This window comes from Pseudomonadota bacterium, from assembly GCA_008501635.1.
Taxonomy (GTDB): Bacteria; Pseudomonadota; Gammaproteobacteria; order QQUJ01; family QQUJ01; genus QQUJ01.
In genome coordinates, this window is the sequence record QQUJ01000017.1 from 36,899 (window position 1) to 57,005 (window position 20,107).

A 20,107-nucleotide genomic window follows, 5' to 3' on the forward strand; every position below is an offset into this window, starting at 1 on the left:
CCCTCAGGGACGGAATGTGCGTACCTGCCGTTCCAGTTGCTGACGCCAGGCCTCCGGTGGCTGTGCACCGTAGCGCAGCGCCACGTAGAGGCGGGTGATAAGGAGGACCCTGGTGCGCCACTCAGGGCGTGCAGCCGCGACGCGCCGGGCGTAATCGAACGCCCCTTCGTGGGGCAGGCGCGGCAGCCCATGGCGCGCCAGGCGTCGGCAGTAGTGCTGGTAAGCGTTCACTACGGGATCGAGCTTGGGCTGCTGACGGCGAAGTAACGTGTATGTCACCGCCGCCAGTAAAAGCCCTACCACCAATACCATCACCATGGCTACGCCACGCCAGCTTATAGAACCGAGACCGATCGATTCCAGCAGCTGTCGCTGTAGCGCTGGACCATAACTGAGCACCCATTGGTTCCAGCCGTTCTGCACACCGTCCCACAGGTAGCCGGCCTGGCGTGCCCAACGGGTCAGCGCATCGGAGGCGGAAATCAGAAAACGCACCGGCTCCCCGACGTCATCGAGAACCGGTTGTATGCCCCGCTCGATACGATCCGGGGCAACCGCTGCCGTGGGATCGACCCGTACCCAGCCGCGATCCGGCAGCAGGACCTCCGCCCAGGCATGGGCATCGGATTGGCGCACGATCAAATAGTCGCCGAGCGGATTGAGTTCTCCGCCCTGGTAGCCGGTGACCACCCGGGTGGGGATCCCTGCCAGTCGCATCAGCACCGCAAATGAGGCCGCGTAGTGCTCGCAAAAACCGCGGCGTGTTTCAAACAGAAAGGCATCGACCGGATCGTTACCCAGCAAGGGCGGGTTGAGCGTGTAGACGAAGGGCTGTTCGCGGAAATGCCGCAGGGCTTGTTCGACGATCTCCTCAGGGCGGGACGCCGAGCTTCGCCACAGTGTTGCCAGCTCCCGGACGCGGGGCGAGACGGAGACCGGTAACTGCAACGTGCGGCGCCGCTCCTGCACGGTGGCGATCCGGGTTTGGTAAGCGGTAAACGAAGTCGCCCTGTAACGGCGCACCTCAAGGATGGGTCGCGCGGACAACACCTGGAAATCATGGGTGATCTCGGTGGCGTTCTCGACCCGTGCCGGGAGATCGAGGGCGAACAACCAGTGCCGTTGGTGGGGCTCCAGGGTCACCGTATAGTCAATCGCACCTCCGAGCGGGGTGAATGCGGGGGGCTCGGCACCGGTCGGGCGTTCGCCCGGCAGGCGGGCCCGCCACTCCCTGCCATCGGTGTACCAGAGGACCGGTCCCCGCCAATAGCGCTGTGCCGGCGGTGGCGGTGGCCCGTTGAACTGTACGCGAAAGGCCACCGCCGGCGATTGACTGAGCTGGCTGATGGTGCCGGGCCGCATCCGGTCGCTCAGCCCGGTGCTGGCGGCTGTGGCATCCTTGGGCAGGCCCCACAGCGGCCCGGCGATGCGGGGAAAGAGCAGGAACAGGACCAGCATGATGGGGACCGATTGCAGCAGCAACCGTCCCGCAAGCTGCAGCGTAGCGCGCAGCCCGCCGCCGGGGCGAGTGAGTTCCAGCAAGGTGCCGGTCAGGATCCAGACCGCCACCAACAGATAGAGCGCTATCAATATATCCTGCGAATAGAGGAGGTTGGTGATCACCAGAAAGTAGCCGAGAAAGACTACCAGCATGGTGTCGCGCAGGCGCACCATCTCCAGCAGCTTGCAACCGAGCATCAGGCTCAGCAGAGCGACCCCGGCGTTCTTTCCCAGCAGAGTGCCATAGTAGGCAAAGATGCCGGCGGCGCCCAGGAGCGCAACGATCAGCACCAGCCATCGCGGCGGCAGGGCGGCACCCCGTTGGTGGAGCAGCCAGCGCAGTACGCCCAACCCGATGGTCATCGCGGTGACCCAGATCGGCAGTCGTCCAAGGTGCGGGACCAGCGCCAGGACCAGCGCGCTGAGCAACCAGTTCAATGTGGCCCCCGGCAGCGGCCGTTCGGAGGGAATGGTGGGGGTGCTCATGGCGGGGTAAACAAGGCGAGGCGGGAAAGTGCGCGCTGTACATGCCCCTCGTCCAGCGCGGGGGGCAGCTCCCCGTCGGGAAGTCGCAGACCGAAAGGGAAACCCAGACGCTGCGCGTCCACGACCCATCGGCATAACTGGCTGAGACGTTGTTCGATGTCAGCACCGTGCGCCTGATTCCAATCCAGCCACAAGGTTTCACTCTGGGTGGTGGCGAACTGCTTGACACGCAGGCCCTGGCCGCGGGCGAGTGCTTTCCAATGGATGTGGCGCAGATTGTCGCCGGGATGGTAGTCGCGAAAACCGCGAAAGTCGTCGGCACCCGCATCAGGTGCGTCGCGCCATTGCCCGCCCTGACCACCCCCGTCCGGCAGGGGTTGCGGCGGAGCTGGCCGCGGGTAAACGATGGCGCCGCTCACGGGCCGCCAATAAGCCCAGGCGCGAAACAGCCCCAACGGATACCGCGAATCGAGGGTAACCCGCCCCAACGGCAATCGCCCGCGTCGCGCGGCGAGCAGACGCAACTCAACCACCGTGCGCGCGGTGGCCGGCAGGTCCACTGTGACCGGAGACGCCCCCTCGATCTTCAGGTTGATCGCACTGCGAACAGCCGGCGAAGGATTGTGGAGGGTGATTCGAAACAGCGCTTCGTGTCCGGCAAAGACCGGTTCCGCGCGTACACCTTCGATGCGCAGCCCGGCGAGATTGCGGTAGGCGTGGAGGATCGAAACGATGGCGAGACTGCCCAGCAGAAACGTCAGAAGAAAGCCCAGGCTGTTGTTGTAGTTCATCGCCCCGAGCAGCATGGCCAGCAGGATCAGCGCGAAAAGCAGACCGTGGCGGGTCGGCAGTATGTAGATATCGCGTTGCGTGAGCACCGTGACTGCCCCCGGCGTCGCGGGGGTCGCCGGGCGTAACAATCGCTCCAGCCGAGTCTGGATGAACGCGGGTCGGTGCAGTGAGAACGCCACCCCGGAGTACCTTAGGGAATGGCCACTGCCTGTAGCAGCTCGGTGGCCACTCGGGCGTTGCTGTGGTCACCGTCGTCCTGGCGCCGCAAACGGTGGCCCACCACTGCCGGAAGTATCGCCTGCAGATCCTCGGGCACCACTTCGCGGCGGCCGGCCATCAGTGCCCAGGCACGGGCGCCGCGCAGCAGGGCAAGCCCCGCGCGCGGCGACAATCCTCCCTGAAAATGATCGCTGTTGCGGGTGTGCGCCAGCAACGCCTGAAGGTAATCGACCAGCGGATCGGCGACATGAATGAGGCTGGCGGCGCGTTGCAGCTCCAACAGTTGCTGGGGCGATGCGCAGGGCGGCAGCTCTTCAAGCAGTTCACGGCGATCGCGGCCCTTGAGCAGCGCGCGCTCGGCCGCCGGATCGGGATAGCCCATCTCGATGCGCATCAGAAATCGATCGAGCTGCGATTCGGGCAGCGGAAAGGTCCCGATCAGATGCGCCGGGTTCTGCGTGGCGATAACGAAAAAGGGGTCGGGTAAGCGCCGGGTTTCCCCCTCGATGGTCACCTGGTGCTCTTCCATCGCTTCGAGCAGCGCGCTCTGCGCCTTGGGCGTTGCGCGATTGACCTCATCGGCGAGGATAACCTGCGCGAAGATGGGTCCGGGATGAAAGGTGAAGACTCCGCTTTGACGTTCGTAGATCGAGACACCCAGGATATCCGCTGGCAACAGATCGCTGGTGAACTGTATGCGTTGAAACTGCAAACCCAGTGTTCGTGCCAACACATGGGCGAGCGTTGTCTTGCCGACACCCGGGAGATCCTCGATCAGGAGATGGCCACGGGCAATCAGACAGGCGAGGGCGAGGCGGATGGTCGGTTCCTTGCCGACGATGATCTGGCCAGCAGTGGACACCAGCCGATCGATGAGATCCTTCATGCAGTCTCCTTAATTAAAGATGGTCTCTTCAGTATAGGTTCCGATGCGTAGATTCCGGATCGTATATGATGAATGGCAACCGGACGCGTGTTTAGCACCGGCTTCACAAACAGGCCCATTTCCGGAGTTTCCCGTGTGACCAGTGATCCGGTCTTCTATTCGATCTTCCTCATCTTTACCGGTGCCGCGGTTCTCGCCACGGTGGCGCTGTTCGCCCGGCAAGCGCTGCTGGTGGCCTACATCGCCTTGGGTATCGCGCTGGGGCCATACGCGTTTGGCCTGATCAGTGATCCGAGCCTGATCACCCAGATCTCCGATATCGGGATTATCTTCCTGCTCTATCTGCTCGGGCTCGATCTGCAGCCGCAGGAACTGTGGAACATGATGCGCAAGGCGACCATGGTGACGCTGCTCAGCTCACTGGTCTTTGGCGCGGTGGGTGTGGCGGTGGCGAATGTGTTTGGTTTTACGCTGGCTGAGTCGATGGTGATTGGAGCGGCGATGATGTTCTCCAGCACCATCATCGGGCTCAAGTTGCTGCCTACCACCGTGCTGCATCACCAGCATACCGGTGAGATCATCATCAGTATCCTGCTCTTGCAGGATTTGATCGCCATCCTGGTACTGCTCGGCGTGCAGAGCATGGGTAAAGGCGGGGTTGCGTGGGGAGAGCTGGGTCAGGTGGCGCTTGCGTTGCCAGCATTGGTCATCTTCGCCGCCCTGGTGGAGCGTTACGTACTCGTACCGCTGATTGCCCGCTTTGACACCATTCAGGAGTACATCTTTTTGATCGCCATCGGCTGGTGCCTGGGCATGGCGGAGCTGGCTGGCGTGATGGGGTTGTCCCACGAGATCGGTGCGTTCATCGGTGGGGTTGCCCTGGCTTCGAGCCCCATAGCGTTGTTCATCGCCGAAAGCCTGCGCCCGCTGCGGGACTTTTTCCTGGTGATGTTTTTCTTCTCGTTGGGAGCGAGTTTCAATCTGGGCGTCATCGGTGAGGTGTTGTTACCGGCGTTGGTGTTGGCCGCCGCAGCGCTGCTCCTCAAGCCGCTGGTATTTCGCGTGTTGCTCAAACGGGTCGGCGAGGCAAGCGGCCGATCGCTGGAGGTTGGGGTGCGTCTGGGTCAGATCAGCGAATTCTCGCTCCTGATCGCGATCACTGCACTGGGTTCCGGGGTCATAGGTGCCAAGGCTTCATATCTCATCCAACTGGCCACGCTGATCACATTCGTCGTCTCCTCTTATTTTGTGGTGCTTCGCTACCCTACACCGATCGCCGTATCGGATCGTCTACGCCGCAACTGAGGCGTCCGCCCGGGAGGTTATGAAGCCGCCGAGTGCGGGTCGGCCGATGACGACTCGATGCCAACTGATCCGCAGCGGCATATCCGGCCACGACTGTTAGGCTGGTAATGCGCGCCAACTGTCACTGTTCAGCGGTTGAGTCGCTAACTTAAGCTGCCCGCTTATCCTTTAACCCACGTATGGACGACGTGTGATTTCAGCCCCTCCCGCACCAGGACGCTTTGCGCTGATCGCTCTCTTTAGCGGTGCGCTGGCCATTGCCTTTGCGCCGATCTTTGTGCGTCTCAGCGAGCTCGGTACAGTCACCACGGCCTTCTACCGGATTTCACTCGCGCTGCCGGTGCTGATGCTGTGGCTGAGTTGGGACCAGCGCGGAGTGGCGCAGAAACACCGCCGCCCGAGGTCGGTGCGTGACTTTTGGCGCTTGTCGATTGCCGGGCTGTTCTTTGCCTGCGATCTGGCGGTCTGGCACTGGTCGATCGCGCTGACCTCGGTGGCCAACGCCACGTTGCTGGCCAATGCGGCACCGGTGTTCGTGACCATCGGTGGGTGGCTGCTGTTTGGTGTTCGCGCATCGCGCCTGTTTCTTATCGGCATGGTCATGGCGCTGGCCGGAATGGGCGTGTTGATGAGCGCGAGCCTCAACATCGGCCTCGAACACCTGTGGGGCGACGGCCTGGGATTGCTGACCGCGGTTTTCTACGCCGGCTATATCCTTTCGGTAGGACGGCTGCGCACCGAGTTCTCCACACCCACCATCATGACCTGGAGCGGGGTGGTGACGGCAGTGGTACTGCTGCCGGTGGCCTGGCTGTCGGGCGAAAGCCTGTGGACCAGTTCGCTCTATGGCTGGGGAATCCTGGCCGGTTTGGCCATCGTTTCCCATGCCGGCGGGCAGAGCCTTATCGCCTATGCCCTGGCCCATCTGCCCGCCTCGTTCTCATCGGTGGGTCTGCTGCTGCAGCCCGCCACCGCAGCGGTACTGGCATGGGTGCTGCTGGGTGAAGCACTCGGCGTTCTGCAGGGTGCGGGGGGCGTGGTGATTCTGTGCGGCATCTACCTGGCGCGACGCGGGAGCCGGTGAGCGTCAGGGAGGTTCGATTCGAATCAGGGCCGAGCCCTGGCGCGAGTTATGAAGCCGCTCAGAAATATCTCGACAGTTCGACCTGCACGAAATCGTCGTCACGATTGGGATAGAGCGGATCGCCGGTCGGCTGATCGGTAAACCAGCGCGCCTCCAGCGCCACCTTCCAATCCTGTCCCAACCTCCGGCTGGCCTCCAGGGAGAGCATTCTGGCGTCGCTGCCGCGATCGAGTATCACACCGACCAGCGCTTCGGTCGATTGCGTGTCGTTGAGCGTCCAGCGCAACCCGATCAGAATGTCATCCTGAGTCGGCGTGGGTGCGCTCACCCCGCGTTCGTCGTAAAGATACTCGGCGATGACGCCCAGATCCGCCTGGGTGTCGAAGAGGCCGATGAAGGTGTACTCGAAACCTCCGGCCGCCGCGGTGTAGTGAGTGCTGCGAGTATCGCGGTCGATGACCTCGAGCTTCCATAACCAATCACCCTTGGTGGCCTGCAGATCGACGCCGAACTGCTCCATCTGCTTGTAGAGCGGAACGAGCACGGGTTGGCCTGCACCATTCAACCCCGGCTGCAGCAGCGGATCGCGGTTGGTGCCCTTGAACCACGAGAGTCCCACATCCCAGTCACCGATGCTGTGGACCCAGCGGATGGCGTAGTCGACGTGATTCTCCTGGTCGGAAGACTCGTACTGTGCCAACTCAGTGGCTACGGGGAGTACCGTGCGTGGTCGGCCATCGCTGGCGGGAAAGGTGCGTTCGCGAAAATAGGGCAGGATGAACAGATCGACAATACCCCATTCGCGCACCAGCGAGAGATTGATCATCGGTTGGCCCAGCTTGTCTTCGCCGTCGACGTTCTCCACCAGATCGGTCTGGTTGATGACGTCGACGAGATGCACCCCCTCGGTCATCCCCCAGAATACCTTGCGCAGACCAAGCCGCCACTCCGAGTCGTCGTTGACCCGCACCCAGGTCAGTTCGCGAAGATCGGCATGGGTGCGCTCGGCGTCGTGTTCGTCCACGCGCACAAATGGCGTGACGGCGAAGAGGTCCCGGCCGCTGTTCGATTGATGATAAAAGGTGGATTCAAAGCTCAGCGAGGTATAGCTGCGTTTCTGGTCCGCGCTGCTCGATGTCTTGTCGAACAGGCGTGATTGCGCCGTCACGTTGCCGTACCACTCCGCGCCGTGTGCGGGGAGCGCAGCGACGGCGAGCGTCATGCCGCCGAACAGAAAAAGCCGTGCCCTGTTCATCGGGCACGCTTCAGCGCATTCTGGTTGAAATCGCCCGCGTCGACCCCGGTGCGGAAGCGGTAGTTCTTCCACTCGAGCAGGGTGCTTTTACCGGTCTGGTGGTTTTCCATGTGCATCTTGCCCGCACGCCAGTGCTTGCCGAGATACTGTTGATAGTCACTGAAGACGAGGGTTTTCAGGAGCTCGTTCTTGCGGTCGTAGTATACGATCTTCAGCGGGATGTACTCGGCCTGATCCATCCACACCTCCTGGCGGGTGTATCCCGAGTTCTCATCCACCGGATAGCGTTCAATGAGAAAGGCCTGCTTGCCGTCAACGGCTTCGTCACGAACATACTTGTAGGTGTATTTCTCGACCTCCTGCGAGCCGATATCCTCGAAGGCGAACTCGCTGCCCATGAAGGGCCCCGATTTGTTCTTCGAGGCGATGCGTTTGACGCGCTTCAGTGCCGGAAGATAGAGCCACTGATCATCGGGATCGGCCCCGTGGGCGAACGTCAGCAACGCGGTGCCCTTCACATCGCGCGGCTCGTCAAAGATGGTGAGGCTCTTGTCGCCGTCGCCCTGTACCTCGAGCACCTTGACGCGCAGATCACGCACGCTCTCTTCTCCCTGGCGGTTCTTCAGCGTCATCACCATGTCGGCTTGCGAGTCGGTAAAACCGATGTCGCGCCGATCGGATTCCTGGGCGATGGCAAGCCCCCGCTCCGCGGGGGTCTGGGCCGCGATGCTAAGGGGTAACAGCGTCAGCAGCACCAGCAGTGATCGCAGTTTCATTGCGTTTTTCCTCCAGCTTCATGAGTAGCGGCGGCAGGAACAGGAAGTCGGCCGCCAGGGCGAGAGCGATGGTGATCGCGGTGAGCAGTCCCATGCCCGCATTGAGTTCGAATGCGGAAAGCGACAGGATGCCAAAGCCGGCGATCAGCACCAGCGAGGTAATCCACAACGCCATGCCGACGGTGGCGAAGGCGTAGCGCACGGCGTCGGGCGCAGCGAAGTTTTTCTCACGCCGTGCACGCAGATATTTGCTCAGGAAATGCACGGTATCGTCGACGACGATGCCCAGGGTCATACTGGCGACCACCGAAAGCGACAGGCCGATCTGGCCCACCAGCAGTCCCCACAGACCGAACGCCATCCCCGCGGGCACCAGGTTGGGGATCATGCTCACCAGGCCGATCTTGAGCGAACGCAGCGCCACGATCAAAATCATCGAAATCAGGACCAGCGCCACGGCCGTGCCGAACAGCATGCTGCGGATATTGCGCGCTCCGATATGCGAGAACATGATGGCCGGACCGCTGCCCTTGGCATCAGTGAACTCGGGTGCATTCTCGGCCAGCCAGCGCTGGGCACGCTGCTCGAGCTCCAGGGTTTGGTTGGTGGAGAGACTGGGCAGTGTAACGGTGACGCGGGTGGCGGATTTGTCGACATTGATGCGATCGTTCAGATCCAATCCGTAGGGCAGCGACATCTCGTAGAGCAGCAGATACTGCGCCGCCAGGTCGCGCTCGCGGGGTACGCGGTACCAGGCGGGATCGTCGCTGTGCAGGTTCTTGTTGAGACGCTTGAGTATGTCGGTCAGCGTGGCGACATGCGTGGTCTCCGGTTGGGCGCGCCACCACTCCACGAACTGCTCCGTCTTGGCGAGAAAGGCGGGATCACTGATACCGCCGGGCTCCTGCGCCTTGAGCGAGTAATCGATGAAGTAGGTACCGGTGAGATTTTCGGTGGCATAGTCGGTGGCACGGCGAAACTCGATGCTTTCGTCAAAATATTTCACGAACTCGTCGTTCAGTTCGTTCTGCGGTATGAAGGCCACCAATCCGACTATCATCGCACCCATGCCCCACAGCAACGCACGGCGGCGACGCACCACGAACTCGGCAAACCGATCCATCGAATGCGGTGCCGCGCTCGCAGCGCGGGGCTTGACCCTGATCGGCAGCACCACCAACAGCGCGGGCAGCAGTGTCACAGAGAAAATGAACGCCGCGATCACACCCATGGCGACGATGTTGCCCAGGTCGTGGAAGGGCGGCGCGTCGCTGAAGTTCATGCTCAGAAAGCCGATCGCGGTGGTGATGCTGGTGAGGAAGATCGGCTGAAAGTTGATGCGCAGGCTCTCGATGATGGCAGTGGCCTTGTCGCGGCTGTGATAACGCATCTCGTAGAGAAAGCTGGCCAGCAGGTGTACGCAGTTGGCGACCGCCAGTGTCAGGATGATGGTGGGCGCGGTGCTCGAGGGCGGCGTGAGCCGGATCCCCAGCCAGCCGGCGAGTCCCATGGCGGTGGTGATGGAGACCAGGATCACCAGCACCGTGAGCGCGGTACCGGTAACGAAGCGCAGCATCAGCGCCAGGGTGATGATCACCACGGCGAACATGGCCGGAACCAGGGTGCGCATGTCGGCGAACGACGCCTCGGGGAAGGCGTTGTTCATCATCACCACGCCCACCAGCCGAACATCGAGATTGGGATCACGGACGCGCAGCTGATCGGCGAGATCGCGCACGAAATTCACGACGATGGGATTCTCGACACCGGTATCGACGCCCGGCAGCTGAACGGTGATGTTGACGCCGGTTACGCGGCCGTTGGGCGCGATCAGCTTGTTGGCCAGCAGCGGTTCGGCCAGGGCGATACGGCGTATCTCATCCAGCTCCGCATCGCTCAACTGCCCGGCATTGCTGACCAGATCGGCGACCACCAGATCGTCGCCGGCGGCGCGCGTATGCTGAAAGTTGGTGATCGAGTCGACACGGATCGAATAGGGCGTCTGCCAACCCTGCTGGGTCAGCCACTCGATGCTCGCCAGCGTATCGCGGGTGAAGACGTTGCCGTCTTTGGGGGTCAGTACGAAGAGCGCGTTGTCGTTCTTGGTGTAGGTATTCTGCAGCGTCTCGAAGGCGAGCAGTTCGGGATTCTCTGCGCCGAAAAAGACGCGGTAGTCGGCGGTGAAACTCAGCAGTCGAGCGCCGCTCGCGGTCAGGGCGATCAATGCCAGACTCAACGCCATCACCAGCCAGCGCTGGCGCACAATCCATTCCGCATAGCGTTTAGCCATGGCTTGCTCCTTCTGATACTGCTGTGTTCAGCGACGCCAGTTCGCTGGCAAAAACCTCGCGGTGGATCCGCGCTACCAACTGTTGGCCGTCGAACTGGTGTGAGTAGGGCTGCCAACCGACACCGTCCAGCAGTGCCTGGAGGTTGCGGCTCAGCGCCGTATAGGCATCGGCGATGCCGATCTCCTGGAAAGGGATGGCGGTCTGCATCAGCGTGAGTGCGCCGTACATGGTCGACCAGAGTCCGAACACCAGTTCGACGGGCGAGAGGTCACGAGGCAGGGTCAGCTCGCCCTTTGCGGTGGCTTCAACGACCACGGCGGTGACCACATCCATGCACTCCTGATCCTGCCCCGACAGCTCGGCGCAGCGATTCGGGGATGCTTTGTCGCAGATCGAGGGGGAGAGCAGCGTCGGCAGGTGCTGGAACTCGACCGGGTAGAGCTGGGTGAAGAGCATGTAGGCTTCGCCGACTGCGGTGATGCGCTCGCGGGTGCTGCCGTCGAAGGCCGCGGCGAGCCGGAACAGGCGCACCATCTCGTGCTTGCGGCGCATCATCAGCGCGATCAGCAGCTCCTCCTTGTTGCCGAAATGCTGATAGACCGTCCCCTTGGAGTACTCGATCGCCGCGGCGATGCGGTCCATGGTGATGCCGAGGTAACCCACCTCCCCCAGCATGCGGCTGGCGACCTCGAGGATTTGCTCCTCGCGCTGCCGGATCTCACGCTGCTTGCGGCTGATAATATTCATTATTTAACGAAAGGTCATTTATTGACGAATAGTCAAATTCAAGTTAACTCTGCCAGATCCGTCAATAAATTTTTTGTGCGGGATCGGAATTGGAAGTAAAGCGGCTGGGACTCGCTACCGTGTGTCGTCGAGGTAGATTTTTGTAAACCGCTGGTTCCGCTATACTTTGCGCCCCGATTGGGTGATGAAAACGATGAACGCCAGCAACACCTTCGATGTGATCGTGGTCGGCGGCGGCCACGCCGGCACCGAGGCCGCCCTCGCCGCGGCGCGCCGTGGTGCGCGCACCCTGCTGCTGACCCACAACATCGAGACCCTGGGGCAGATGAGTTGCAATCCGGCCATCGGCGGCATCGGCAAGGGGCATCTGGTCAAGGAGATCGACGCCCTCGGCGGTTTGATGGCACACGCCGCGGATCGCGCCGGCATCCAGTTCCGCATCCTCAACGCACGCAAAGGACCGGCGGTGCGCGCCACCCGCGCCCAGGCCGACCGCGCCCTGTATAAGCAGGCGGTACGCCACGCCCTGGAGCAGCAGCCGAATCTGGTGCTGTTTCAGCAGGCCGTGGATGACCTGACCGTTGAGGGGGGGCGTGTCACCGGGGTGGTCACACAGATGGGATTGCACTTCGCCGCCCCTGCGGTCGTCCTGACCACCGGCACCTTTCTCGGCGGGCGCATCCACATCGGCCTGTCGAATTACGAAGGGGGGCGCGCCGGCGATCCACCCGCCAACGCACTGGCCCGCCGTCTGCGCGAGCTGCCGTTCCGCGTGGAGCGTCTGAAAACCGGGACGCCGCCACGCATCGCCGGTCGCAGCATCGATTTCTCCGTAATGGCGGAACAACCGGGCGACGACCCGGTGCCGGTCTTCTCCTTTCTCGGCACGGCCGATGAGCACCCGCGCCAGGTCTGTTGCCACATCACCTATACCAACGCCCGGACTCACGACATCATTCGCAACGGCCTGGACCGCTCACCGATGTATACCGGCGTGATCGAAGGGATCGGCCCGCGCTACTGCCCCTCGGTCGAGGACAAGGTGGTGCGCTTCGCCGACCGGGACCGGCACCAGCTCTTCATCGAGCCCGAGGGACTGAGCAGCGACGAGTACTACCCCAACGGCATCTCCACCAGCCTGCCCTTCGATGTGCAGGTCGAACTGGTGCGCTCGATCCGGGGTTTCGAGCAGGCGCACATCACCCGCCCGGGATACGCCATCGAGTACGATTTCTTCGATCCGCGCGATCTCAAACCCACGCTGGAAACCAAGGCAGTGGCGGGGCTCTTCTTCGCCGGCCAGATCAACGGCACCACCGGCTATGAGGAGGCCGCAGCCCAGGGGCTGCTGGCAGGACTCAACGCGGCGCTGCAGGTGGCGGGGTGCGAGGGCTGGTTTCCGCGTCGCGACCAGGGCTATCTCGGGGTGCTGGTGGACGATCTCATCACCCGCGGCACCAGTGAACCGTATCGCATGTTCACCAGCCGCGCCGAATATCGTCTCCTGCTGCGCGAGGACAACGCCGATCTGCGCCTGACACCCATCGGTCGCGAGCTGGGTATCGTCGACGAGACCCGCTGGTCGCGCTTTACGGCCAAGCGCGAAGCGATCGAACGCGAGCAGCAGCGGCTGCGCGAGACCTGGGTACGGCCGCAGAGCGCGGCCGCCAACGACCTGCAGTCGCGGATGGGCGAGCGCCTCAATCGCGAGCAGACGCTGATGGAGCTGCTGCGCCGCCCCGAAGTGAGTTACCGCTCACTGATGGCGTTGCCTGAAGCCGGTCCGGGAATTGTCGATCCCCAAGCCGCGGAACAGGTGGAGATCCAGGCGAAGTACGCGGGATACATCGACCGTCAACAGATCGAGATAGAACGCTCCCGGCGCCATGAGGAGACCGGTATTCCCGCCACGCTGGATTACCTGCAGGTACGTGGTCTTTCCAACGAGATGCGCCACAAGCTCGCGCAGCATCGTCCGGCTACCCTGGGTCAGGCGGGACGCATCCCGGGGGTCACCCCGGCCGCGATCTCGCTGCTGCTGGTACATCTCAAGAAAACCGCTCGTATCGAATCCAGTTTCGCCGAGTAGGCGCACCGGATAACCTCTATCTGGCGCGGCTCCTCTACCCTGCTAAACTCCGGTTATTACCTATCCGCCTCTGTGGAGGCGCCGTAGGGAGGGACGGCCCATGATAGGTTTCTCCCAGGCTGATTCGCTGCCGACCGTCGCAGTCACACCCCATCTCCCCGGACCGATGCCTTTTGCGTAACAATCCACGCCTCGCCTGCAGGGGGTCCATTCCAGCCTGGCACCGACAAGGCATTCTGGAATCGGCTTATCTGTGATGTGCGGGTGGTCAGCGAAAACGAGCTGATAGCGAAGCCGGGTCGCTGTTTCGTCATCCAGCGCGGCCCGCGTATCCGCGTTATCCGGCCGAATGGCTTCCGGTCGAGCTGACAGGCGGTGCGCCGAGGGCGCAGAATTGCTCGGTACGCCCTCTCGATTCTTGACCCTGATCATATTGCATTGCAACAGTGATCGGCTAAGCTCGCTAGGCGGGGCTCGGTGCTGGTCCGGATTTCAGGGCGAACGGTGTGCCGGCCCGCCTCTGCCCTTCCCTGACCCTGAGTGATTTTATAATGAGTGTCCGCAACCTCGAGTATTTACTAAGACCGCGTTCGGTTGCCGTCATCGGCGCTTCGACCCGATCACGCAGCATCGGCAACCTGGTGATGCGCAATCTGCTGGAGGGTGGATTCACGGGCCCGGTGATGCCGGTCAATCCCAAGTACGGCGCGGTGGCGGGTGTGCTGGCCTATCCTGAGATTCGACGCCTGCCCGAGGCGCCCGATCTGGCGGTGATCTGCACACCGCCCGCCACGGTCCCGGGGCTCATCGCGCAGCTCGGTGATCTCGGAACCCGTGCCGCGGTCGTGATGACGGCGGGGTTGCGCGATTCCCCCGACGGGGATCTGGTTCAGCCCATGCTGGACGCGGCGCGTCCGCACCTGATGCGCATCCTCGGGCCGAACTGCCTGGGCCTGCTGGTGCCGGGCCTGCACCTCAACGCGAGCTTCGCCCACCAGCCGGCCACGGCGGGCAAGATCGCCTTCGTCTCGCAATCGGGCGCGCTCTGCACGGCGGTCCTGGATTGGGCTGCGCCGCGAGGCATTGGCTTCTCGCACTTCATCTCGGTGGGTGATTCCGCCGATGTGGACGTGGGTGACCTGCTCGACTATCTGGGCAGTGATCCTGCGACCAGTGCGATCCTGCTCTATCTGGAATCGATCCGCGAGCGCCGCAAGTTCATGTCGGCGGGGCGCGCGGCGGCGCGCGTCAAACCCGTGATCGTGATCAAGTCGGGGCGTAGCGAACAGGGGGCGAAGGCGGCGCTGTCGCACACCGGTGCGATGGCCGGGTCGGACACCGTCTTCGACGCCGCCATACGTCGCGCCGGCATGCTGCGGGTCTACGATTTCAACGAGTTGTTCGGCGCTGTGGAGACCCTGGCGCGAGGTGTGCCCCTGAAGGGCGAGCGCCTGGCGGTGGTGACCAACGGCGGTGGCCCGGGGGTGATGGCGGTGGACGAACTGACCCGGCTTGATGGTCAGCTGGCGGAACTCTCCGAATCAACCATCGCCCGGCTTGATGCCGTGCTGCCGCGCACCTGGTCGCGCGCCAATCCTGTCGACCTGATCGGCGATGCGCCGGGGCAGCGCTATCGCGACGCGCTCGACATCATCCTGGAAGACGCCGGGGTGGACGCGGTACTGGTGATGCATGCGCCCACTGCGGTTTTGTCAGCCGATGAGGTGGCCAAGGAGGTGATTCGTGCCGTGAAGGATAACGCCAGGACAGGTCAGAAACCGATACTGACCACCTGGCTGGGTGACTCTGCGGTGCGCGGTGCGCGCCGACTGCTGTCGGAAGCCGGTCTACGCAGTTACCGCACGCCTGAATCCGCGGTGCGTGGTTATCTCCAGATCCTTGAGTACCGGCGCAATCAGGAGATGCTGATGGAGACGCCGCCATCGGTTCCAGAGGTGTTCACTCCGGACACCGGTTCCGCACAACGCATCATCGACGGGGTACTGGCCCGCGGCGACAAGCTGCTGACCGAACCCGAAGCCAAAGAGATGTTGCGCGCCTACGGCGTACCGGTGGTAGAGACGAGGATTGCCCGCGATCCCAGGGAGGCCGGGCAATTGGCGGCCGAGTTCGGAAAACCGGTGGCACTAAAGATTCTCTCCCAAGACATCTCCCACAAATCCGATGTCGGGGGCGTAGTACTTGATCTGGAGGGCGAAACAGCCACCACGGCGGCGGCCGAAGCGATGCTGCAAAGGGTGGAGCAGCGTTTGCCCGATGCGCGTATCGAAGGTTTTACCGTGCAGGAGATGGTGCGTCGCGCCGGTGCCTGGGAGTTGGTGGTCGGCGCCACGACCGACCCCCTTTTCGGTCCGGTGCTGTTGTTCGGCCAGGGTGGAACCGCGGTCGAGCTGATCCGCGATCGCGCTCTTGCGCTGCCGCCGCTCAACCTCAATCTGGCGCGGGAACTGATGTCGCGCACACGTATCTACCGCCTGCTGCAAGGGTATCGGGATACGCCGCCCGCTGACCTGAAAGGCATCGAACTCACGCTGTTGAGCGTCTCGCAGCTGCTGGTGGATCTCCCGGAGATCAGCGAGCTGGACATCAATCCTCTATTCGCCGATGAGCACGGAGTGGTGGCACTGGATGCCCGCGTGGTCGTCGCCCCCGCCGCGCATCCGGGAGCTTCCCGATTGGCGATTCGCCCCTACCCTCAGGATCTGGAAGAGCCCTTTACGATGCGCAACAGCCGAGAGGTATTGCTGCGCCCGATCCGCCCGGAGGACGAACCTGAACATCACGTCTTCATCTCGCGACTCACACCGCAGGATATCCGCTTCCGTTTCTTCGGTCAGGTGCGCGAACTGCCCCACTCGCAGATGGCGCGACTCACCCAAATCGATTACAACCGCGAGATGGCGTTCATCGCCGCCGGAACCGATGACCAGGGGCAGCGAGAAACCCTGGGCGTGGTGCGTACGGTCACCGATCCCGACAATCTGCGCGCGGAATTTGCCATCGTGGTGCGTTCCGATCTCAAGGGGCAGGGACTGGGCAAGCGCCTGCTGGTGAAGATGATCGACTACTGTCGGGCGCGCGGCACGAGCGAGATGATCGGCCAGGTGCTCGACGATAATCACGGGATGCTGGGGCTTGCCAAGTCAACGGGTTTCGAGGTCCACGCCCTGGAGAGCGACGATGCGGTGGAGGTGCGCCTTGTGCTCAACCAACCCAGCGCGGCACCTGCTTAGATCTCAACGGCTGGAGTAGTTGGGCAGCACAGATAACGCCCGGTGCGGTGGGCGGGAAACGGTATCAATCAGAGAGTCACTTCCGTTCAAAGCGAATAGGCGCGCGTGCCAGACAGAAAGATGTGGAAGGGAGGTGTGTCAGCCGCGGGCAAAGCCGACCGAAAGGGAAGAAGGTTGGTGAAAAGTGTGTTGGCTGGCATGATCATCACCACTGAATAACGAAAAACAGGGGGAGCCATGGAGTGGTTGTTAGGGCTCATCGGCATCGGTCTGCTGGTATGGGCGATCGCAATCTACAATTTATTGGTTCGGGATCGCGCACGCGTGCTCGCCGCTTGGAGCGATATCGACGTACAGTTGAAACGCCGCCACGATCTCATCCCCAAGCTGATCGATGCCGTCAGGCAGTACGCGGCTTACGAGCAGGCGACGCTGACCACCGTGACGGAACTGCGGGTTGAGGCCGAGCGCACGCAGGATGTTTCCCGCCTCGCCGCCACCGAGGGCCAGATCGGTTCCGGGCTGCGCAAGTTGATCGCCCTGGCCGAGCAGTATCCCGATCTCAAGGCCAATCGTAGCTTTCTCGACCTGCAGCAGCAGCTCTCCGCGGTGGAGGATCATATTCAGTACGCACGGCGTTATTACAATGGCGCCGTGCGCAACCTCAACACCCGTATTGACTCTTTCCCCGATACCTTGATCGCCGGTTCGTTCCGCTTTCGACCGGCAGCCTATTTCGAAATGGAGGTCTGATGTGAAACGCTGCCTGGGGATGCTGGTGCTCGTACTGGGATTTGTCCACGCGGCATCGGCGCGCGAACAGATCCTCTCCTTTCACAGCGACATCCAGGTGTTTCCCGACGCCTCCATGGTGGTAACCGAAACCATCCGTGTGAAGGCCGAAGGCCAGGAGATCAAACGCGGCATCTACCGCGATTTTCCCACCGACTACAAGGACCGCTTCGGCAACCGCTATCGGGTCGATTTCAGTGTTGCCGAGGTGTTGCGTGACGGTAACCCCGAGGATTATCACACCCAGCGGCAGGGTAACGGGGTGCGCGTTTACATCGGGCACAAGGATCGCTATCTGCGCGCGGGTGTCTACACCTACACCCTGCGCTATCGTACCGATCGTCAGCTGGGTTTTTTCCAGGATCACGATGAAATCTATTGGAACGTGACCGGCAACGACTGGGTGTTTCCGATCCTCGCCGCGAGCGCGGCGGTTCGTCTCCCCACCACGATTCCCGCCGATGCGCTCAAGCCTGAGGGTTATACAGGTTTTCGCGGTGATCAGAGGCAGGATTACGAGGCGGTCGTGGACTACGACGGGACAGTGCGCTTTTCCTCGACGCGCTCCTTTGCCCCGCGCGAGGGACTGACCATCGTGGTCGCCTGGCCCAAGGGTTACATCGCCGAGCCCAGCACCGAGGAAAAGCTGTGGTATCTGCTTAGAGACAATGTGCCGTACCTGATCGGTGCGGTGGGTCTCACACTGCTGCTGATCTTTTACCTCTCCATCTGGCATCGCTACGGGCGCGACCCCGAAAGCGGAGTGATCATCCCGCGCTACGAACCACCGGAAGGCTACTCGCCGGCCTCGACGCGTTTTGTGCAACGCATGGGCTACGACCACAAGACCTTCGCGGCGGCGCTGGTCAATCTGGCCGTCAAGGGGCTGGTGGAGATCCACGAAAAGGGCAAGGATTTCGTCCTGCTCCGCACCAGCAAGGAGGCCGACGATCTGGCGCCCGGCGAGAAAGCGCTGATTCGTGCCCTGTTCGTTTCGACCAAGCCCAGTGCCAGCAAGTCGCGCGAGTTGGAAAAGCTGCTGGAGGAGTTGCGCGACAAGGGCAATAAGCTGAGCCTGATTCCGCGGTTGTTCGTGCACATCCTGCAACAGCGTGTCGACACTTTTGGCAGTGACGAGCCTGCTCCGGTTGACGAGGGGACGAGTAACTATATAGACAGCGTGGTGCTGGAGCGCAAGAACCACTCGCGCATCCGCTCGGCACTCAGCGCGCACGAAGCGGTACTCAAGCGTGATCACGACAAGATCTACTTCCGCACCAACACCGGCTGGATGGTTCCGGGGGTCATCATTACGCTCCTCACCCTGGCGGGTACCGCGCTGACCCTCGAGGGTGAAGAGATGATGGTGGGGCTGTTCATGTCGGTGTGGCTCTCGTTCTGGAGCATCGGTGTGATCGTGCTGCTGCGCCAGGCGTGGGGTGCGTGGCGTGGGGCGCGTTCGGTGCTCGAGTGGATCAGTGCCCTGTTTGCATCGGCCTTTGCTCTGCCCTTCCTGGCGGGGGAAGTGGCGGGCTTCTATTTGCTGTTTACCCAGGGCTCTCCCGCGATTCTGGTGATACTGGTGCTCGGCATTGTCATCAATGTGCTGTTCTTCCAACTCCTCAAAGCCCCTACCCGCGCCGGCCGCAAGCTGCTGGACAAGGCCGAAGGCCTGAAACTCTATCTGGAGGTGGCGGAGAAGGATGAGATGAATTTCCGTAATCCGCCGGAGAAGACACCCGAGTTGTTCGAGCGCTTTCTTCCCTATGCACTGGCCCTGGGTGTGGAAAACCAGTGGGCCGAGCGTTTCTCGGGCTTGTTCCAGAAGCTGGGCCGTGAGGGTCACGAGTATCAACCGGGCTGGTATCACGGCAGGCACTGGAACCCCTCCAACATGGGCACTTTCTCAACCGCCATCGGAGGTTCACTGGGCTCTGCACTGTCCAGCTCATCCACCGCGCCCGGTTCTTCTTCCTCGGGGTCGGGCGGCGGGGGCTCGTCGGGTGGCGGTGGCGGTGGTGGTGGCGGTGGTGGCTGGTAGAACCGCATTGCGCCCACCTAAAGATGGGGTTCCACATTTGTTGCGAAATGCCTCCCGAGCAAGGACAATGGACGGCCTGTTCGGCATCGGTGGATGCCAAATCCAGCGGTTGACCCATGCCTACAGATCAGCAAATTGACTACCAGCAGCTCGGTGACTGGATGGCCGAGCACGACCGCGCCGCCCAGGCGCTGGGCATCCGCCTCGAAGCAGTAGGGGCAGGCAGTTGCAGGGCCACACTGACCGTCGGTGAGGAGATGCTCAACGCCGTGGGCCTGACGCACGGTGGGGTCACCTTCACATTGGCTGATTTCGCTTTTGCAGTGGCCAGCAACTCCCACGGACGGACTGCGGTGGCGCTCAATGCCGCTATCACTTTTACTGCCGCAAGCAGGGTGGGTGATGTGCTGACGGCCACCGCCAGCGAGGAGAACTGCGGCGGCCGGACCGCCACTTACCGGGTGGACGTGCGCAATCAGAACGGCGAACTGGTGGGGTTGTTCACCGGAACCGTCTATCGGCGTAACGAATCCATCACCGAGCATATGCCAGACGCCATGGAGCGGCGCTCCGGCAACGACTGATGACCA

At 62.4% G+C, this 20,107-nt stretch carries 14 protein-coding genes; 7 read left to right on the plus strand and 7 right to left on the minus strand.

The window, feature by feature from the left end; genetic code table 11:
* Positions 1 to 3 precede the first annotated feature (3 nt).
* From DWQ09_08350 to DWQ09_08360, 3 genes are all read right to left on the minus strand, one after another.
* Positions 4 to 1,986 (minus strand): DUF3488 domain-containing protein, encoded by a 1,983-nt coding sequence (locus DWQ09_08350; GenBank protein ID KAA3628143.1) that lies wholly within the window; start codon positions 1,984 to 1,986, stop codon positions 4 to 6.
* On the minus strand, positions 1,983 to 2,864 hold the full coding sequence (locus tag DWQ09_08355; GenBank protein ID KAA3628144.1) for a DUF58 domain-containing protein: 882 nt from the start codon (positions 2,862 to 2,864) through the stop codon (positions 1,983 to 1,985). Before DWQ09_08355 ends, DWQ09_08350 begins: the two co-directional genes overlap by 4 nt.
* A gap of 104 nt (positions 2,865 to 2,968) precedes the next feature.
* A complete protein-coding gene (locus DWQ09_08360) occupies positions 2,969 to 3,883 on the minus strand; it encodes an AAA family ATPase (protein ID KAA3628145.1) in 915 nt (304 codons plus the stop codon).
* A 72-nt stretch (positions 3,884 to 3,955) separates the two neighbouring features.
* On the opposite strand from DWQ09_08360, the gene DWQ09_08365 reads away from it, so the two are divergent.
* Both DWQ09_08365 and DWQ09_08370 read left to right on the plus strand, forming a co-directional pair.
* A complete protein-coding gene (locus DWQ09_08365; GenBank protein KAA3628146.1) occupies positions 3,956 to 5,188 on the plus strand; it encodes a cation:proton antiporter in 1,233 nt (410 codons plus the stop codon).
* Positions 5,189 to 5,378: 190 nt separating this feature from the next.
* Positions 5,379 to 6,272, plus strand: a complete 894-nt coding sequence (locus DWQ09_08370) for a DMT family transporter (protein ID KAA3628147.1) — start codon at positions 5,379 to 5,381, stop codon at positions 6,270 to 6,272.
* 58 nt (positions 6,273 to 6,330) lie between these two features.
* Here the strand turns inward: DWQ09_08370 and DWQ09_08375 are convergent, their stop codons facing one another.
* The 4 genes from DWQ09_08375 to DWQ09_08390 are packed head-to-tail and all read right to left on the minus strand — an operon-like array spanning position 6,331 to position 11,341.
* The gene (locus DWQ09_08375; GenBank protein ID KAA3628148.1) at positions 6,331 to 7,527 is read right to left on the minus strand and encodes a hypothetical protein; all 1,197 of its coding nucleotides are present in this window, start codon (positions 7,525 to 7,527) and stop codon (positions 6,331 to 6,333) included.
* Positions 7,524 to 8,303: an outer membrane lipoprotein-sorting protein gene (locus DWQ09_08380; GenBank protein KAA3628149.1), complete on the minus strand. Its 780-nt coding sequence runs from the start codon at positions 8,301 to 8,303 to the stop codon at positions 7,524 to 7,526. Before DWQ09_08380 ends, DWQ09_08375 begins: the two co-directional genes overlap by 4 nt.
* Positions 8,257 to 10,593, minus strand: coding sequence for a hypothetical protein (locus DWQ09_08385; GenBank protein KAA3628150.1), 2,337 nt, complete (start codon positions 10,591 to 10,593; stop codon positions 8,257 to 8,259). The genes DWQ09_08380 and DWQ09_08385 overlap by 47 nt, the downstream gene beginning before the upstream one ends.
* The gene (locus DWQ09_08390) at positions 10,586 to 11,341 is read right to left on the minus strand and encodes a TetR/AcrR family transcriptional regulator (GenBank protein ID KAA3628151.1); all 756 of its coding nucleotides are present in this window, start codon (positions 11,339 to 11,341) and stop codon (positions 10,586 to 10,588) included. Before DWQ09_08390 ends, DWQ09_08385 begins: the two co-directional genes overlap by 8 nt.
* Before the next feature lie 193 nt (positions 11,342 to 11,534).
* Here DWQ09_08390 and DWQ09_08395 point away from each other — a divergent pair, with 193 nt between their 5' ends.
* From DWQ09_08395 to paaD, 5 genes are all read left to right on the plus strand, one after another.
* The gene (locus DWQ09_08395) at positions 11,535 to 13,430 is read left to right on the plus strand and encodes a tRNA uridine-5-carboxymethylaminomethyl(34) synthesis enzyme MnmG (protein KAA3628426.1); all 1,896 of its coding nucleotides are present in this window, start codon (positions 11,535 to 11,537) and stop codon (positions 13,428 to 13,430) included.
* Between the two features lie 551 nt (positions 13,431 to 13,981).
* Positions 13,982 to 16,684 carry a GNAT family N-acetyltransferase gene (locus DWQ09_08400; GenBank protein ID KAA3628152.1) on the plus strand — a complete coding sequence of 901 codons (2,703 nt, stop codon included), beginning with the start codon at positions 13,982 to 13,984 and terminating at the stop codon, positions 16,682 to 16,684.
* A gap of 246 nt (positions 16,685 to 16,930) precedes the next feature.
* A complete protein-coding gene (locus tag DWQ09_08405) occupies positions 16,931 to 17,437 on the plus strand; it encodes a LemA family protein (GenBank protein KAA3628427.1) in 507 nt (168 codons plus the stop codon).
* 1 nt (position 17,438) lies between these two features.
* On the plus strand, positions 17,439 to 19,517 hold the full coding sequence (locus DWQ09_08410; protein ID KAA3628153.1) for a DUF2207 domain-containing protein: 2,079 nt from the start codon (positions 17,439 to 17,441) through the stop codon (positions 19,515 to 19,517).
* A 116-nt stretch (positions 19,518 to 19,633) separates the two neighbouring features.
* A complete protein-coding gene (paaD, locus tag DWQ09_08415; protein KAA3628154.1) occupies positions 19,634 to 20,101 on the plus strand; it encodes a hydroxyphenylacetyl-CoA thioesterase PaaI in 468 nt (155 codons plus the stop codon).
* The last annotated feature ends 6 nt before the right edge of the window (positions 20,102 to 20,107 follow it).

What these genes read in the sequence shown, in the direction of transcription:
- DWQ09_08350 (KAA3628143.1), bottom strand. Translation starts at nt 1,986, where the DNA reads ATGAGCACCCCCACCATTCCCTCCGAACGGCCGCTGCCGGGGGCCACA.
- DWQ09_08360 (KAA3628145.1), bottom strand. Translation starts at nt 3,883, where the DNA reads ATGAAGGATCTCATCGATCGGCTGGTGTCCACTGCTGGCCAGATCATC.
- DWQ09_08365 (KAA3628146.1), top strand. Translation starts at nt 3,956, where the DNA reads ATGGCAACCGGACGCGTGTTTAGCACCGGCTTCACAAACAGGCCCATT.
- DWQ09_08375 (KAA3628148.1), bottom strand. Translation starts at nt 7,527, where the DNA reads ATGAACAGGGCACGGCTTTTTCTGTTCGGCGGCATGACGCTCGCCGTC.
- DWQ09_08380 (KAA3628149.1), bottom strand. Translation starts at nt 8,303, where the DNA reads ATGAAACTGCGATCACTGCTGGTGCTGCTGACGCTGTTACCCCTTAGC.
- DWQ09_08385 (KAA3628150.1), bottom strand. Translation starts at nt 10,593, where the DNA reads ATGGCTAAACGCTATGCGGAATGGATTGTGCGCCAGCGCTGGCTGGTG.
- DWQ09_08390 (KAA3628151.1), bottom strand. Translation starts at nt 11,341, where the DNA reads ATGAATATTATCAGCCGCAAGCAGCGTGAGATCCGGCAGCGCGAGGAG.
- DWQ09_08395 (KAA3628426.1), top strand. Translation starts at nt 11,535, where the DNA reads ATGAACGCCAGCAACACCTTCGATGTGATCGTGGTCGGCGGCGGCCAC.
- DWQ09_08400 (KAA3628152.1), top strand. Translation starts at nt 13,982, where the DNA reads ATGAGTGTCCGCAACCTCGAGTATTTACTAAGACCGCGTTCGGTTGCC.
- paaD (KAA3628154.1), top strand. Translation starts at nt 19,634, where the DNA reads ATGCCTACAGATCAGCAAATTGACTACCAGCAGCTCGGTGACTGGATG.